The sequence below is a fragment of the Methanoculleus frigidifontis genome, assembly GCF_030464345.1.
Taxonomy (GTDB): domain Archaea; phylum Halobacteriota; class Methanomicrobia; order Methanomicrobiales; family Methanoculleaceae; genus Methanoculleus_A; species Methanoculleus_A frigidifontis.
This window is the reverse complement of record NZ_VCYH01000009.1, coordinates 30,459-43,627: the sequence shown is the minus strand read 5'-3', so window position 1 is coordinate 43,627 and position 13,169 is coordinate 30,459. Positions and strand designations below refer to the sequence as shown.

The following is a 13,169-nucleotide window of genomic DNA, read 5'->3' as shown; positions in this document are numbered from 1 at the left end:
TCCGTCAGCGGTTCGCAGACAATCTATTCTATCCATCCCTTCAGGCAACAGAAATTCATTACATCTATAATGATTATATTCATAATGATTATGCAGTTCTACGACCGGGTGCAGGAACTCGCCCTCATGGATCATCTCGAGAAGACCGCCCCGAGTTTTCTCGTCGTTACCGGCAGACGGCGGGTAGGAAAGACGGAGCTGATCAAACAGTTCATCCGTGGCCGGACGGCTCTCTACTACTTCGTCGACAGCAACAAGAGCCTCGACGTCCTGATGGAGGAGTTCTGTACCTACACTGTGGAGATGCTCGAGCTCCCGGCCTACGTCCGCTTCGACACGCCGAAAACGCTGTTTTCGTTTCTCTTCTCCTTTGACCGCCCGCTCATCGTCGTCTTCGATGAGTTCCAGCGGTTCGAGAAGATCGACCCGTCCGTCATCACCGAGCTTCAGCGGTTCTGGGATCTCTACAGCAGAGAGTCAAACCTCTTCCTGGTCATATCCGGGTCATCGGTCGGCATGATCCGGAAGATCTTCCTCGAAGGCGGTGCGCCGCTCTTCAAGCGGGCGGATACGATCGTCACCCTGCAACCGTTTCACGTACGGGACACTCTTGCCATCCTCGCCGACCTCGGCGTCGGCGACCCACATGACCGGCTCGACCTCGCCCTGCTCTTCGGAGGAACCATCTCCTACTATGCATACCTCGAGAAGTTCGGGTGCCGAAACCTTCGCGAGGCGCTCGACCGGCTGGTCTTCAACGATCTTGCTCCGCTTCGGCGGGAGATGAGCGACGTCCTCGTAGAAGAGTTCGGCAGAGAGTATGCCACCTACTATGAGATCCTCGCCGCGCTCGCCGAAGGAAGGTCGACACCAAAAGAGATCGCCGACTCCGCACACGTTGCCGCAAACTCCCTTCCGGCGTACCTTGCCGATCTCATCGATCTTCTCGGGATCGTCGAGTACCGGGTCCCGGTTACCGAGGCAGGCAGGTCCCGCTCCAAGATGGGAAGGTACTTCCTGAAAGACAACTTCTTCAGGTTCTACAGCCGGTTCGTCTACCGCAACACAAGCCTCTATGCCAGCGGCCATTACGACCGCCTCTGCGCCAAAGTGCTCTCCGAATGGCCGGCGTTCGCCGGGCACGCATTCGAAGAGGCGGTCAGGAATCTGCTCTCCGAAGAACTCGGCACTGAGTACGAGCGGATCGGATCGTGGTGGAACCGCCGCGGCGATGAGATCGACCTGCTCGCCGTCGGCGCCGGGGGCACCCTCGCCGTCGAGATCAAGAACCGGGATCTTGCGAAGAGAGACGCCCGGGGCATCCTCAACGCCCTTCACGAGAAGGTGCCGCTGGTCCGGGGCATCGCCGGGCCTGTTACCCTCGGGCTGGCGGCGCGACGCGTCGACGGAAAAGAGGCGCTCAGGCAGGAGGGGTATCGGGTCTGGGACTGTACCGACCTCGGCCTTCTGCCATAGGAGGCCGGGGGACCGGGATCGCCGCTCGTCGGCGAATTGCAGCCGCAGACCACCGGGTCGTGCCGCCCGCCTTCGCCCAGGCAGACCCACGACCCGATACCTCGCCGCACGCATCTTCGCCTGCGAGAGGTCCACAGCACCACCTCTATATACTCGTGTGCCACTACACTGATGCATGAAGACCATCACCATCCGCGACTCGACCTACGAGAACCTCCGGCGGATGAAGGAACCGGATATGAGCTTCTCCGATGCCATCGATCTTCTGCTGCGGTCACGCTCCGTAGGACTTGAGCGGCGGTTCGGGGCACTCGCGGGGAGCACCGCTCTCGATGAGATCGAAGCCTTCACCGAAGCAACCCGCCGTACTGCACGGTTCCGCGTATGATCGTCCTCGACACCTCCTTCCTCATCGACTTCTTCCGCGGCGTTCCCGGGACGCGTTCGTGCCTCGGGGATGAGGTCTACGCGACAACGGCGATCACCTGCCACGAGATACTGGCCGGCGTCAAGCGGACGCACGCACGAAAGGAGGAGGAGTTCTTCAGGGACTTCTTCGCACAGACCCCGGTGCTCGAGTACACGATCGGTGCTGCCGAAGAATCGAGCTCCATCGCGGCACGCCTTGCAGCCCGGGGCACGCCGGTCAACGCCCTTGACGTTCTCATCGCCGGGATTGCACGAGCGCACGGTGCCGGTGCGATCGCCACCCGCGATGCCGATTTTCTGGTCATCGGAGAGGTTGCGGATCTCGAGGTCTGCACCTACGAGCGCACGGAGAGGTAGGTCCGCCACGAGGAACCTGTTCCTGCCGGGAAGGCAGGATCTACGCGAGTGGCCTCTCTCTCAGAACCGGAGGGGAGATCCGAACGAGCACAGAAAAGCGGCGGCTTGGAGAAGAAACGATATTCCCCGGCACCAATGATCGCACGTTCCAGCACATCAGGAGTCCATTGCGGGAGCAACACTAATCGGCTCGGAGTGCCCACATACATGCAGGTGAGCGCATCCATGGGAGTGCAGTACATTTATGATACGGAAGGAAACAGGACGGGTGTAATTGTACCGATCGACATCTGGGAGAACCTCGTCGCCGGAAGAGCGGATACGCCGGTCGGCATTCCCGACCCTGCACGCTACCGGGGAATCTACAAAGACCTTCCGGTCAATCTGGAGAGCGAGACGCGGGATTTGCGAAACGAATGGAACAGGATATGAAGCGCTATCTCCTCGATACAAACATTCTCATCTATTACCTTGCGGATGCCATTCCTCCGCGCAGGGTGGATGAAATCGAGGCCATGCTCCGATCCTCGTTTCATATCTCAATCATTACAAAGATAGAATTCCTTGGATGGAAGAAGCACACCCCGGAGGGCTATGCAAGGGCTGAAGAATTCACCCGTCCTGCAGAAGTGTTCCCCCTGACCGATACGATTGCAGACAGCGCCATTCATCTTCGCCGGACCTGCGGGGTACAGCTCCCCGATGCCGTCATCGCAGCCACTGCTCTGGTTCACGACTGCGTGCTGGTCACTCGCAACAAACGCGATTTTACCGGGATCTGTACGCTCGAGATCCTGAATCCGTTCAGCGAACCGTAACCAACAGGAGTTCCGTCGACATGGCGGAGCCCATCGGATGGGATGTCGTCAACCCGAAAGATGGACTCGAACAGCTGCCGGGCGAAGCGTGCAAAGAGATCCGATCCCGATGCCATTCATCATCTGGAAAAGGACCGCCAGTCTCCCTCCCGCTGAACGATTCGGTGTTTCCGAATGGTTGCCCGGGGATCAAGTTCGCCCGTGAGTCCTGGAGTATCAGTTTAGCCGTCCGGTGGCCGGAAGATGAAGCCAGCGGAGAGCACCCGATATGCCGGCACCATTTTCCCGTCGGCGGTTCACAGACTCTCTCTTCCATGAATGCCCCGAAGCGCACCATTGTCAGAGATGAAGTTCCCGGCTGCCCTCTCCCGGATACGGGAGCCAAGGCAGCCCCTTCGGAACCGACAGAGGAGACGATCGAGCACGACAAGAAGCGGCGGCTCGAAATGGATATCAAGCGGATCCAGGAAACGGAAGAACTCGTGGAGATCCCGCTGTGACGCATGCCAAGCCGGCAGCGTTCAGAAGTATCCCACTCAGCCGTGCTGGGCTCTCCACACCAAACGACTTCGTACTAATCCCGGTTCCCTGTCGGCAGATCCTTTTTATGCACAGACTCCGCAGATACTCATCAGGAGAAACGATACCCTTCCGTTGTATGACACCCACTATTCGACCGGTAGTCCGCACCTTCGCGACGAAGGCGCGGGAGGCATGCGGAGATGCAATCGAGGAGATTCTGCTCTTCGGATCGGTGGCACGGGGAGATGACCGGCCGGACTCCGATATCGACATCCTGGTGATCAGCCGTGAGGAGGATCTTCACCTCCGCGAACTGCTCACCGGTCTCGCCTTCGACCTGCTGGTCGAGACAGGAGACCGCCTCTCGGTCAAGGTGCTATCACGAGCCGATCTCCAGGCACACCGGTACGATTTGTTTCTCAGGAACGTCGCAGCCGATGGGGTGGCGGTCTGACGATGACCGTGGCTCATGGAGGTGACCTATGGAGACAAAGACGCTCAATGAGATCAGGATCCAGGGATTCCGGGTGCTGGTAAGGAGCCTCGGACCCGCAGACGCGAGTACGGTTCATCCGAGGGTAATTCCCACGGGAGCGGCGATTACACACACGAGCGCAAAGCCCTGCTCGAGCAGGGTTTCAACACGGTCGTTGCAGGGATCATAGAGCGCCGGAGGAAAAAAGCCGTGCCCGAGCAGCCTGACCGCTGATCCGGACGGCCACAGGGTGTTCCACGCGGCAGAGGGATGAGCCGACCGCTCGAGAAAGATCGCACTCATCGGCCGTGTACCGGGCAGATACCCACTATTCAGCAAGGGTGATCTCGCCGGCGGCGAGCGGGCGGCAGCAGATGGTGCGCAGATAGCACCCCGTCCATGATCGCGTCGATCAACCGGTGCGTCTCTGCCGCAGCCGTATGCCTCACCCCACCGGTCGCAGAGGTATGCCGGGACGTCTCGCACGACAATGACTTCGTTCTGTACGGCCGCGAGAAATTCGGTCTTTCCTTCGTGCAGGGCACCTTTGCAGAGGCTGCATTTTTCAGGAATCATTTTTTATGGTTGCGAGTGCACCTGCATCGGATTACGAAGGCCGGGACGTCGGGCGGGCTATGCCGGGGGACGAGAAACCGTACCCCGGTAGAGACGGTGACTGAGAGAAACTTTGTGCCGGAAAAAAGAGTGTCGTACCGGGCGTTCGTTCACCGCAACCTGTAGACGTGCCGGCGGTGATCGATTGCTATCAGGTATACCGTTCGTTCCCTTTCGTCAGGAAGGAATATCAGTCGGTAGCGCTTTGCAATCCTGGTTGCTTTTTTCCCGTGCAGTGCACCTGAAAGCCAGCCGCCTGTATTGAGCGGATCCTGCTTTACGCGTTGAAGTTTCTTATCGAGTTCGGCTATAACTTCCCTGTTGCCCCGGACTTCCGCGAGGCTCTCAACAAAAGTATCGGTCCTCCGGATCGTCCACTCCATCAGGACAACTCGCTGAGAAGGTCGTCTATTGAGGATATCTCCCGATATCGTCCGGCAGCGATATCTTCTTCGCTCTTTTGTATCGCCGCCATTGTTTCGGGATTACTGAGAATCTCAACGGTATCGAGGAGGGCGTCGAGATCTTCCCGCCGGACCATTGTCTCCTGGATCTTTTTGATTTCAAGATAGAGTTCATCGATGGTGACAGCCGGAGTCATGAGTAGTAGTCACCGTCTGCTCTATTAAAAGTATTTCGATGGGATCAGAGGCTGCTATGCGGATGGTTTTCCTCCCTGTATACGACCGCCCAATCGCGACTGATGCCGTCTCTCTCCTTGCTGAACTATCCGGGGGAAACCAGATCGTCGGCCGCGTCACGATTTCTCTTCACGATGAGCCCGCAAAGGGAACCCTGAACGTCATCAACGCCGGCGTCGAGAAGAGGCTTCTTTCGGCCCTCTGCGATACGCTGTCCCCCCCCGGGGAACTGCTGCAGTACACCGGGACGGAGCCGACCGGCACCGGGAGCGGCCGGAGCAGGTTTGCGGACTCGTCGAACCGGAGGGGCGATACAACCGGGTGGCAGGGAACGTGGGGGGTCGCCTCTCCGAACGGGAGCGTCTTCTACGGCGAGCGGGAGTATTCCGAAGCCGGGAGAGAGGAGGAAGGCCAGCATGCCGGCAAAAGAGAATGATTGCAGAACCGCCTTTGAGATTACGAAAGATCCCGGCTTTCGGACGGTGCATGTAGACGGCGCGATTGTCACGCTCAATGCACGTTTCGGTCAGGTAATCCTCACCTATGAGGAGCCTGAATTTACCACGGACCAAAACGGCGACATCGTGACGGAGAAGGTGCAAAAACGGCTCGTCATCGATGCACGGATGTCTCCGGAGGCGTTCAGGTCGCTGGCGGCCACCATGACCGACCAGGTGAAGCGCTACGATGAACGGCCGGGAACGCGGGATTCATCGCCGTGACCGCCGGCGCCGCATGCCACCGTGAGAAACGGTTGCCGGAAAAGGTGTTCCGGCAGACCGGGTATCCGGACCCTTTCCGGGAAGCACATTCTCACAACGGTTCTTGCCGGGCGAGTTTCACAGCGTCCGCCATGAGTTTCCGTCCTCGCGGCGGCAGTTCTTCGTATGTTTCCATATACCGGTGAAAACGCCGTGCATCATCTCCCGTCAGTTCCAGTGGTTTTGCCATAGAAATCCCCTCCTCTCGTTTCCACAGCGCAGCAAGGCCCTGCATGCCGACAAACCGGCAAAAGACTATTTTCCGGAATGGTACCGAACCTTCGGCAATTTCAATGGAAACATATCAGAGACACCTCTATTAATTAATACCTGTCGCACCGGGAAAACACGTTCGCCAAAGATGTCTTCCGGAGCACCTCACGCACGCTGCCTCGTTGTATTCGGGTGCGGATTCCCGTTTCCGGGTTGCAGGCACTTCCTCAGACGTATCTCGCCCTGCATACATACGCAACGATATGAAGGCCCCTCCCGCCACAAGACACTCGCGTGCGAAAGCCTCCGGCGGCTGAATGGGTCGGACAGAGAAGACTGACCTTCCGGTATACCAGCCGCGACACCCCCATTCGCACCTGGGTCGGAAGAAGGAGATCGACGACCGGCTGCTTGCCATCATGGCCGAGCAGCTCCACCTCTCCCGGCAGCAGCTTGACGACCTGGTGGACTGCCGGCTGGGCGAGCAGGGACTCCTCGCACGTTCCGAGGAGGCAGGCGTGACTACGACGGACACTCTTCGGCGGGGAGCGTGCGCATCAGAGCGCCGCTCTTTTAGCATGCAGAACCGGAAGATGGCAGATGGCAATGAAGACGCATACCCAGAGAAGCGGCGATTACACACACGAGCGCAAAGCCCTGCCCGGGCAGGACTTCGATACGGGAGCACCGGAAGAAAAAAGCCGTGTCCGAGCAGCCTGACCGCTGATCCGGACGGTCACATTCTGTTCCATGCGGAACAGGGATGAGCCGACCGCACGGGAAAGATCCACATGCGCCGGACCGGAAGAACCTATCGCCGCCGGGAACGGAAGATGAGGCTCTTTTTTCGGCAGCGGATCTCCGGAAACATTCGGCTACAGCCGTATGCTTCTCCCTGATCCGGATCAAACCCCTCGTGTCCCATGGAAAAGGAGTCGGCTTTATCGGGAGGGAGGGACAATAGAGAATCCGGTCGCTTCCATGAAAGTCTATCTCGATGTCTGCTGCCTGTGCCGGCCGTTCGATGACCAAACATCATACCGTATCAGGATGGAGGCTGAAGCCGTGATCGCAATCCTCAATCGATGCGCAACGGACTGGGAGTTAGTGGGGAGTGAGGTTATCGACTACGAAATTGCCCGGATCGTGGAAGAAGAAAAGATGAAAGCCGTCGAGAGTCTTCTGCAGTTTGCACGGGAGCGGGTCATGACCGATACGAAGATCGTGGAGCGTGCCCGTCTGTTCCATGAGCTGGGCATCGACACGTTCGATGCTTTGCACCTGGCATCTGCCGAGAGTGCCGGTGCCGTACTGCTCACAACCGATGATTCCCTCGTCAAAGTTATTAAGAGGCTGGAGGATAAGATCCCTATCGCGATATATAACCCTGTACAGTGGCTCATGGAGGTGACATATGGAGACAAAGACGCTCAATGAGATCCGGATCCAGGGATTCCAGGTGCTGGTACGGAGTCTCGGACCCGCAGATGCAATACGGTTCATCCAGAGTTATTCCCACGGCAGCGGCGATTACACAAAGGAGCGCAAAGCCCTGCCCGGGCAGGACTTCGATACGGTCGTTGCAGGAATCCGGGAGCACCGGAAGAAAAAAGCCGTGCCCGAGCAGCCTGACCGCTGATCCGGACAGTCACATTTTGTACCATATGGTAAAAATATGTACCAACCGGGAGAGGAGCGATGTACCACTCTCCTTACCGATCAGGCACCACGGCGGCAGACGGCGACCCGATGGCATTCCCTGTCAATCAACTGGCGGGTCTCTGTGTGAAATCATCCCACGACGCTCCGGCAGCAGACAGAGAAGGTGCTAGAGTTCACGTATCGTCCTTTCCATCAGAGAGATACCTGATATTTTCGACCATCAGGTCAAAGTCGCTCGTCGGTTCGGTCGCCTCTCTGATGCGACGCTGCGCCTCGTAGTGCTCGAACTCCTTCAGCGCCTTCTGCCGTGCTTTCTCTGCCGAGATCTTCCCGGCATTCTCAAGGATGCTCCGGTCATTCAGCTGCAAGAACCCGTCGAGCTTTCGGATCCAGTCCTCCATTCTCATCTCCCGGCGCTGGCGGGCCTGAAATTCGGCGAAGTCGAGGTACTGGTTCACAATCAGGTTCAGATTCGAGAGTTCCTCTTGGGTCAGGTAGTTCTTCGCCACCGTCACATCGGTCTTCCGAACCCCTCCCTTCGGCCCGTCCTTCCAGGTTGTCAGCCCCATATGCGGTTTGCCCGCATCGGCCCGGAGGTATATCGTCTCCGCTGCCGTATGCCCATGAATTGCCCAGTGCATCTTGTTCTGCACCGTCTTGAAGAACTCCAGCGTCATCGGGTGCTTCGGGTCGTAGTCGATGCTCGTCGCATAGATGTCGGTGATCTTCTGGTAGAACCGCCGCTCCGACGCCCGGATATCGCGAATCCGCTCCAGAAGTTCATCGAAGTAGTCGCCTCCGATCCCGCCGGCCTCTTTCAGACGTTCGTCGTCCAGAACGAAACCTTTCACCACGTACTCCCGCAGCTGCTTCGTCGCCCACTGCCGGAACTGGGTGCCCCGGTGCGACCGGACCCGGTAACCCACGGCGAGGATCATATCGAGACTATAGAAGTCCACCAGCCGCTCGACCCGGCGGTCTCCCTCCTGTTGAACTATCCGGAATTTCCGGATAGTTGCCCGGGGATCGAGTTCGCCCTCCTCATAGATGTTCTTGATATGCCCGTTGATCGTCTTGACCGACTTTTGGTACAGTTCGGAGATCAACCGCTGCGTCAACCAGACCGTCCCCTCGAAGAGGCGGACCTGCACGCGGGTTTCACCCCCCTCGGTCTGATAGAGGAGGAACTCGGACGACCCTTCGACCGGCACCGGCGTCTCTTCGCTCATGCCGGCCGCTCCGCATCGCCCGTCCCTTTCGGGCACCGAGTCGGCTCTCTCACGGTGATGGCTGGATGTAGGGATTCGGGGAGCGTGATCGCGGCTTCCATGGGTACAGGTACCACCATCTGCAGAGATATACTCTTCCCGGTACATCCTGCGATCTTCCGGCATTTCCCCGCACAATACGGGGACTGACTATGTTCAAAACAGCACACCGTCAGGCAGTGACAAAACGCACCATTTTTTCAGCCACTCCATTGCAGATCCGACTCCAATAATCCTGCACCCAGTGTTCTGATCATTGCCTTTCTCCGTACGTCCCGCTCCAGATGCACCTGTGCTTGCATCACCAAACCACCCTCCCGGTTTAGATGACGGTCGGTTCGGATTGAGGCCGGTGATCTGCTCAACCGATGCATTCCTGCAGATCACACCCGGATTATGCCCGAGCAGCCAGGCAGATACTCCGTTGGGTGCCATCGGATATTCAGAGGGGACACGTTTTACCAGCTCCAGTGACCTACAGAGTTCTATGGCCGCTACGGCGATCCAGGTCGCCCCCGAGGTGAAGGCACGGCTGGAGGGGCTCAAACGCTACGCAAAGGAGTCATACCGATGTCATCATCCGGCTTCTCGATCCGGCGCTCGACACCGAGCCGCTCAGCGACGAGGCAATCCGGGGGATAAAGGAGGCTCTGGAGGACATTAAGGCAGGCAGGGTTTACTCGGAAGAGGAGATTGCACGGGAGTTTTGCGTCTGAATGGCGTACACGCTCTCGTATTCGGCGCGAGCCCGCCGTGACCTGCGCGGCGCATCATCCGCGGGCTATCCGAGATCAAAGGTGATCCGTACGCATACGTGAAGAAGATGAAGATCGCCGCCCCGAGCATCCTGTACACCTTTCGTGTCGGGACGTATCGTGCAATCCTCTCTATCGAAGATGACAAACTCCTTATTCTGGTGCTCGAGGTCGACCACCGAAGGACGGCATACAGGAAGTAGTGAGCGGGCGGCAGCAGGCGGCGGCCGTATGCCCCGCCGCACCGGTTCGTAGATGCGGCATCGCGACGACCACGAACTGTTTGTATCAGACCTCCTGTGGGACCCTCAAGAGACGGCGCTCATCCTGCACGAGAACATTCCCTCGCTACCGTCTGGTGACCGAAAGACAAAGCCGCCGGAGAGCTCCCGATATGCCGGCACCATTTTTCCGTCGGCAGTTCGTAGACTCTCTATCCGATGCATGCCCCAAAGCGCACCATTGTCAGAGAAGAGGTTCCCGGCTGCCCTCTCCCGGATACGGGAGCCAAGGCGGCCTTTCCGGAACCGACAGAGGAGACGATCGAGCGCGACAAGAAACGGCGGCTTGGAGAGGATATCAAGCGGATCCGGGAAACAGAAGAACTCGTGGAGGTCCCGCTGTGACGCACGCCAGGCCGGCAGCGTTCCGGCGCATCCTTCCATAACCGTGCTCCCCTCTCCGCACCGAACGAATCCGTACCGATCCCGACTCTCTGCCGGCAAACCCTTTTTCTGCACAGACTCCGCATACTCTCATCAGGAGAAACGACACTCCCCATATGACACCTCCTATTCGCCCGGTTGTCCGCACCTTCGCGGCAAAGGCTCGGGAAGCATGCGGAGATGCTATCGAAGAGATCCTGCTCTTCGGATCGGCGGCACGCGGAGACGATCGGCCGGACTCCGATATCGACATCCTGGTGATTACCCGTGAGGAAGACTATCGAATCAGGGAGTTCCTTACCGGCATGGCCTTCGACCTGCTGGTCGAGACCGGGGACTACCTCTCGGTCAAGGTGCTTTCGCGAGACGACGTCCGGGCACACCGACACTCTTCGTTTTTGAGAAACGTCGCAGTCGATGGGGTGGCGGTCTGACCGAACGATTCGACCAGGAGAGCCGGCCGGCGAAAACAGATCAGCAACTTGTCTTGCCCGACTCCCTCCGCATGTCACCTATCGCTTTCCTGCCAAGTCGAGGATCCTTCGATACTCCCGTTCGCTGAGGCGAAACCCTGCCGCGACCAGTGCGTCCAGTTCGTCCCCGAAGGTGATCATGCCGTCCTCCGCAGCCAGAAGAAGAACACCGATGGTGCCGGTTATCGGAACACCGAGCGATGCTGCTGCATTTCTTCCGTCTCTGTCATCAATGATCAGCAGCGCACCGATCTCCCGGGCAAGGACAATTGCCTCCGCTTCGCCACGGTCGAGGTTGAGAGACAGGGCATCGACGGCCGTTCTGTTCTCAACAGAGACGACACGTATCCAGGACGCCTGCGACACTTCATCGGCACCGTAGAGCGGGCCTCCGCGAGTGACCACCTCGTCGTAGACCTCCTGCGGGATAGAAACGGTACCGAAAAAGTGTTTCAGGAGATTGAGTTTCTGGATCTTTGCCAGAGCAATCAGGGGCGTGGAATTAGAGACGACATCCATCCGTTTCAGCGCCCCAGGTGCTTTCGGAGTGTTTCGAGATCTGCTTCCGCATCCTCGCCTGAGTAGTCCACCGGCACTCCTTTCTCATCCAGAAGGAGGATCATCTCCCACTTATTCCGTGCCCCGGCGACCTCTGCCGCCTTGCCGAGCGACAGCCGCCCTTCCCGATACAGTTCAACCGCCAGAATCCGGCGGATGAAACGATCGAGATCCGGCTTTCTCACTTTGATGGCCGAGAGCAGGGACTCCGGGAGCGTGATCGTGGCTTCCATAGGTACATCACAGGAGGTAGTACCATCTGCAGGAGTATATATTCTTGCACGGTTCCAGATTTTTCCTCCGCCACCTCCGTGCCGGATTGTCCAAGGCCCGGTCTGTCGGTGTCGGAGCGATAGAGCCCTCCTCAATCAGTACTTCCGATACGCACTGCTCCGATGTCCCACGTCGACCACGTGGATGATCACCAGATCATTAACAGTCGAGAGGATCGCCCGGCAGTCCCCAACCCGGAGCGAATAAAACGGCGGATTCTGCGATCCCTGCAGTCTTTTCACGATTCTTTTCGGATCGGGCTCTCCGGCAAGCGATGCCAGTTCTTCCCCTATCGCAAACGCTGCTGCCTTCGGGATCCGTTTCATTGCATGCCGTGCGGTCGCCGTGAATACGACACGCCAGGTCATGCGCCGCGGAGCTCCGCCGTACCAGCGTCCAGCGTACATACACGGCCTGCCTTGAGGTCCTCAAGCGATGCTTCGAGAGCCCGGATCGTCTCGTCGCTCAGCGGCTCGTCGTCGACGCTGTTCTCCACGAGGCGGCCGATCACCTACGCTTGCGGCCTTGCGCGGATGGACCTTCAGTGCATTGAGCCTGTCGCGAAGATCGGTATCGATCGTGATCGTCGTTGTCCTGGATATACTGAGGTATACTGCAGTTTACCCGATACGGGTTTGCATCGGACCTTCATGAACGCTCTCTCAGAGATGCCGGTGTCCGTCTCCGATAGTTCCCTCTTTCCCCACGCTCTGCCCGGCCCCTCATGAGGGACGGCCTCTCCCGCCGAAAAAAGAAGCCCAAATCAGCGCCCTTTTCCGGTTTTACCGCCGATCCCGGATCCCGAAATCCGGCTCCGCAAAAAACCGGCTTATTGCGCCCCGATTCCCGTCAATCGGCAGGATCCGAGGGCAATAGCGGCGATATGCGGGCAGGTAATTTTCCAAGGATGCTCACTATAGCTCGCCCCGGGATCGTCCGTCTCCGGGCTTCTGTGCGGGTCGAAATTCGGCAGGATTCAGCCCCGATTCATACGATATAACGTTTGCGTAACCCAGACGGCAGGCCGCCGGCCGCCGACCGGCCGAAGATCTCCCCCACGATCACCCCGGCACGCTCCGCCAGCCAGGAACCGATCCTCCCCTCACTCCCCCGATGCGCCACCCCCGGGAAAACCCGGGTAGTGCTCCAGCACATACCTGATGCGTGATCTCAGAGAATCCGACCGGATTACGCTATCCACCAACCCG

General features: G+C 58.5%; 23 protein-coding genes and 1 pseudogene. 15 read left to right on the top strand and 9 right to left on the bottom strand.

Annotated elements, in window-relative coordinates; translation table 11 throughout:
• The first annotated feature begins 90 nt into the window (after positions 1-90).
• The 7 genes from FGU65_RS12755 to FGU65_RS12725 all read left to right on the top strand — a co-directional run bounded on the left by FGU65_RS12755 (position 91) and on the right by FGU65_RS12725 (position 4,056).
• Positions 91-1,476 carry an ATP-binding protein gene (locus FGU65_RS12755; RefSeq protein ID WP_301664874.1) on the top strand — a complete coding sequence of 462 codons (1,386 nt, stop codon included), beginning with the start codon at positions 91-93 and terminating at the stop codon, positions 1,474-1,476.
• A gap of 175 nt (positions 1,477-1,651) precedes the next feature.
• On the top strand, positions 1,652-1,864 hold the full coding sequence (locus FGU65_RS12750; RefSeq protein WP_301664873.1) for an antitoxin VapB family protein: 213 nt from the start codon (positions 1,652-1,654) through the stop codon (positions 1,862-1,864).
• Complete coding sequence (locus FGU65_RS12745; protein ID WP_301664872.1) at positions 1,861-2,262, top strand: PIN domain-containing protein; 402 nt, start codon at positions 1,861-1,863, stop codon at positions 2,260-2,262. The genes FGU65_RS12750 and FGU65_RS12745 overlap by 4 nt, the downstream gene beginning before the upstream one ends.
• Before the next feature lie 225 nt (positions 2,263-2,487).
• On the top strand, positions 2,488-2,694 hold the full coding sequence (locus tag FGU65_RS12740) for a hypothetical protein (RefSeq protein WP_301664871.1): 207 nt from the start codon (positions 2,488-2,490) through the stop codon (positions 2,692-2,694).
• A complete protein-coding gene (locus FGU65_RS12735) occupies positions 2,679-3,080 on the top strand; it encodes a type II toxin-antitoxin system VapC family toxin (protein ID WP_301664870.1) in 402 nt (133 codons plus the stop codon). The genes FGU65_RS12740 and FGU65_RS12735 overlap by 16 nt, the downstream gene beginning before the upstream one ends.
• Before the next feature lie 314 nt (positions 3,081-3,394).
• Positions 3,395-3,580 carry a hypothetical protein gene (locus FGU65_RS12730; protein WP_301664869.1) on the top strand — a complete coding sequence of 62 codons (186 nt, stop codon included), beginning with the start codon at positions 3,395-3,397 and terminating at the stop codon, positions 3,578-3,580.
• A gap of 158 nt (positions 3,581-3,738) precedes the next feature.
• The gene (locus tag FGU65_RS12725; protein ID WP_301664868.1) at positions 3,739-4,056 is read left to right on the top strand and encodes a nucleotidyltransferase domain-containing protein; all 318 of its coding nucleotides are present in this window, start codon (positions 3,739-3,741) and stop codon (positions 4,054-4,056) included.
• A 114-nt stretch (positions 4,057-4,170) separates the two neighbouring features.
• On the opposite strand, the gene FGU65_RS12720 is transcribed toward FGU65_RS12725, so the two are convergent.
• From FGU65_RS12720 to FGU65_RS12705, 4 genes and pseudogenes are all read right to left on the bottom strand, one after another.
• A complete protein-coding gene (locus FGU65_RS12720; protein WP_301664958.1) occupies positions 4,171-4,380 on the bottom strand; it encodes a hypothetical protein in 210 nt (69 codons plus the stop codon).
• A gap of 192 nt (positions 4,381-4,572) precedes the next feature.
• Positions 4,573-4,653, bottom strand: a pseudogene (locus FGU65_RS12715) (type II toxin-antitoxin system MqsA family antitoxin); the annotation flags it as partial.
• 149 nt (positions 4,654-4,802) lie between these two features.
• Positions 4,803-5,075: a type II toxin-antitoxin system RelE family toxin gene (locus FGU65_RS12710; RefSeq protein WP_301664867.1), complete on the bottom strand. Its 273-nt coding sequence runs from the start codon at positions 5,073-5,075 to the stop codon at positions 4,803-4,805.
• On the bottom strand, positions 5,075-5,293 hold the full coding sequence (locus FGU65_RS12705; RefSeq protein WP_301664866.1) for a hypothetical protein: 219 nt from the start codon (positions 5,291-5,293) through the stop codon (positions 5,075-5,077). Before FGU65_RS12705 ends, FGU65_RS12710 begins: the two co-directional genes overlap by 1 nt.
• Before the next feature lie 62 nt (positions 5,294-5,355).
• On the opposite strand from FGU65_RS12705, the gene FGU65_RS12700 reads away from it, so the two are divergent.
• The 5 genes from FGU65_RS12700 (at position 5,356) to FGU65_RS12680 (ending at position 7,946) form a co-directional block, all read left to right on the top strand.
• Positions 5,356-5,769 carry a hypothetical protein gene (locus FGU65_RS12700; RefSeq protein WP_301664865.1) on the top strand — a complete coding sequence of 138 codons (414 nt, stop codon included), beginning with the start codon at positions 5,356-5,358 and terminating at the stop codon, positions 5,767-5,769.
• Positions 5,750-6,055: a hypothetical protein gene (locus FGU65_RS12695; protein ID WP_301664864.1), complete on the top strand. Its 306-nt coding sequence runs from the start codon at positions 5,750-5,752 to the stop codon at positions 6,053-6,055. Before FGU65_RS12700 ends, FGU65_RS12695 begins: the two co-directional genes overlap by 20 nt.
• A gap of 569 nt (positions 6,056-6,624) precedes the next feature.
• On the top strand, positions 6,625-7,074 hold the full coding sequence (locus tag FGU65_RS12690) for a hypothetical protein (protein ID WP_301664863.1): 450 nt from the start codon (positions 6,625-6,627) through the stop codon (positions 7,072-7,074).
• Positions 7,075-7,288: 214 nt separating this feature from the next.
• A complete protein-coding gene (locus FGU65_RS12685) occupies positions 7,289-7,744 on the top strand; it encodes a PIN domain-containing protein (RefSeq protein ID WP_301664862.1) in 456 nt (151 codons plus the stop codon).
• Positions 7,722-7,946 carry a hypothetical protein gene (locus FGU65_RS12680; protein WP_301664861.1) on the top strand — a complete coding sequence of 75 codons (225 nt, stop codon included), beginning with the start codon at positions 7,722-7,724 and terminating at the stop codon, positions 7,944-7,946. Before FGU65_RS12685 ends, FGU65_RS12680 begins: the two co-directional genes overlap by 23 nt.
• A gap of 196 nt (positions 7,947-8,142) precedes the next feature.
• Here the strand turns inward: FGU65_RS12680 and FGU65_RS12675 are convergent, their stop codons facing one another.
• Complete coding sequence (locus tag FGU65_RS12675) at positions 8,143-9,198, bottom strand: virulence RhuM family protein (RefSeq protein WP_301664860.1); 1,056 nt, start codon at positions 9,196-9,198, stop codon at positions 8,143-8,145.
• Positions 9,199-10,051: 853 nt separating this feature from the next.
• Here FGU65_RS12675 and FGU65_RS12670 point away from each other — a divergent pair.
• From FGU65_RS12670 to FGU65_RS12660, 3 genes are all read left to right on the top strand, one after another.
• Positions 10,052-10,195, top strand: coding sequence for a type II toxin-antitoxin system RelE family toxin (locus FGU65_RS12670; protein WP_367652387.1), 144 nt, complete (start codon positions 10,052-10,054; stop codon positions 10,193-10,195).
• A gap of 237 nt (positions 10,196-10,432) precedes the next feature.
• Positions 10,433-10,618, top strand: a complete 186-nt coding sequence (locus FGU65_RS12665; protein ID WP_301664859.1) for a hypothetical protein — start codon at positions 10,433-10,435, stop codon at positions 10,616-10,618.
• 155 nt (positions 10,619-10,773) lie between these two features.
• On the top strand, positions 10,774-11,091 hold the full coding sequence (locus FGU65_RS12660) for a nucleotidyltransferase domain-containing protein (protein WP_301664858.1): 318 nt from the start codon (positions 10,774-10,776) through the stop codon (positions 11,089-11,091).
• A 78-nt stretch (positions 11,092-11,169) separates the two neighbouring features.
• On the opposite strand, the gene FGU65_RS12655 is transcribed toward FGU65_RS12660, so the two are convergent.
• The 4 genes from FGU65_RS12655 to FGU65_RS12640 form a co-directional block, all read right to left on the bottom strand.
• Positions 11,170-11,649, bottom strand: coding sequence for a PIN domain-containing protein (locus tag FGU65_RS12655; protein WP_301664857.1), 480 nt, complete (start codon positions 11,647-11,649; stop codon positions 11,170-11,172).
• A gap of 5 nt (positions 11,650-11,654) precedes the next feature.
• On the bottom strand, positions 11,655-11,921 hold the full coding sequence (locus FGU65_RS12650; RefSeq protein ID WP_301664856.1) for a UPF0175 family protein: 267 nt from the start codon (positions 11,919-11,921) through the stop codon (positions 11,655-11,657).
• A 135-nt stretch (positions 11,922-12,056) separates the two neighbouring features.
• Complete coding sequence (locus FGU65_RS12645) at positions 12,057-12,329, bottom strand: type II toxin-antitoxin system RelE family toxin (protein WP_301664855.1); 273 nt, start codon at positions 12,327-12,329, stop codon at positions 12,057-12,059.
• Positions 12,326-12,457: a hypothetical protein gene (locus FGU65_RS12640; protein ID WP_301664854.1), complete on the bottom strand. Its 132-nt coding sequence runs from the start codon at positions 12,455-12,457 to the stop codon at positions 12,326-12,328. The genes FGU65_RS12645 and FGU65_RS12640 overlap by 4 nt, the downstream gene beginning before the upstream one ends.
• Positions 12,458-13,169: the final 712 nt, after the last annotated feature.

What these genes read in the sequence shown, in the direction of transcription:
- FGU65_RS12755 (WP_301664874.1), top strand. Translation starts at nt 91, where the DNA reads ATGCAGTTCTACGACCGGGTGCAGGAACTCGCCCTCATGGATCATCTC.
- FGU65_RS12750 (WP_301664873.1), top strand. Translation starts at nt 1,652, where the DNA reads ATGAAGACCATCACCATCCGCGACTCGACCTACGAGAACCTCCGGCGG.
- FGU65_RS12745 (WP_301664872.1), top strand. Translation starts at nt 1,861, where the DNA reads ATGATCGTCCTCGACACCTCCTTCCTCATCGACTTCTTCCGCGGCGTT.
- FGU65_RS12740 (WP_301664871.1), top strand. Translation starts at nt 2,488, where the DNA reads ATGGGAGTGCAGTACATTTATGATACGGAAGGAAACAGGACGGGTGTA.
- FGU65_RS12735 (WP_301664870.1), top strand. Translation starts at nt 2,679, where the DNA reads ATGGAACAGGATATGAAGCGCTATCTCCTCGATACAAACATTCTCATC.
- FGU65_RS12730 (WP_301664869.1), top strand. Translation starts at nt 3,395, where the DNA reads ATGAATGCCCCGAAGCGCACCATTGTCAGAGATGAAGTTCCCGGCTGC.
- FGU65_RS12725 (WP_301664868.1), top strand. Translation starts at nt 3,739, where the DNA reads ATGACACCCACTATTCGACCGGTAGTCCGCACCTTCGCGACGAAGGCG.
- FGU65_RS12720 (WP_301664958.1), bottom strand. Translation starts at nt 4,380, where the DNA reads ATGAGTGCGATCTTTCTCGAGCGGTCGGCTCATCCCTCTGCCGCGTGG.
- FGU65_RS12710 (WP_301664867.1), bottom strand. Translation starts at nt 5,075, where the DNA reads ATGGAGTGGACGATCCGGAGGACCGATACTTTTGTTGAGAGCCTCGCG.
- FGU65_RS12705 (WP_301664866.1), bottom strand. Translation starts at nt 5,293, where the DNA reads ATGACTCCGGCTGTCACCATCGATGAACTCTATCTTGAAATCAAAAAG.
- FGU65_RS12700 (WP_301664865.1), top strand. Translation starts at nt 5,356, where the DNA reads ATGGTTTTCCTCCCTGTATACGACCGCCCAATCGCGACTGATGCCGTC.
- FGU65_RS12695 (WP_301664864.1), top strand. Translation starts at nt 5,750, where the DNA reads ATGCCGGCAAAAGAGAATGATTGCAGAACCGCCTTTGAGATTACGAAA.
- FGU65_RS12690 (WP_301664863.1), top strand. Translation starts at nt 6,625, where the DNA reads ATGGGTCGGACAGAGAAGACTGACCTTCCGGTATACCAGCCGCGACAC.
- FGU65_RS12685 (WP_301664862.1), top strand. Translation starts at nt 7,289, where the DNA reads ATGAAAGTCTATCTCGATGTCTGCTGCCTGTGCCGGCCGTTCGATGAC.
- FGU65_RS12680 (WP_301664861.1), top strand. Translation starts at nt 7,722, where the DNA reads ATGGAGACAAAGACGCTCAATGAGATCCGGATCCAGGGATTCCAGGTG.
- FGU65_RS12675 (WP_301664860.1), bottom strand. Translation starts at nt 9,198, where the DNA reads ATGAGCGAAGAGACGCCGGTGCCGGTCGAAGGGTCGTCCGAGTTCCTC.
- FGU65_RS12665 (WP_301664859.1), top strand. Translation starts at nt 10,433, where the DNA reads ATGCATGCCCCAAAGCGCACCATTGTCAGAGAAGAGGTTCCCGGCTGC.
- FGU65_RS12660 (WP_301664858.1), top strand. Translation starts at nt 10,774, where the DNA reads ATGACACCTCCTATTCGCCCGGTTGTCCGCACCTTCGCGGCAAAGGCT.
- FGU65_RS12655 (WP_301664857.1), bottom strand. Translation starts at nt 11,649, where the DNA reads ATGGATGTCGTCTCTAATTCCACGCCCCTGATTGCTCTGGCAAAGATC.
- FGU65_RS12650 (WP_301664856.1), bottom strand. Translation starts at nt 11,921, where the DNA reads ATGGAAGCCACGATCACGCTCCCGGAGTCCCTGCTCTCGGCCATCAAA.
- FGU65_RS12645 (WP_301664855.1), bottom strand. Translation starts at nt 12,329, where the DNA reads ATGACCTGGCGTGTCGTATTCACGGCGACCGCACGGCATGCAATGAAA.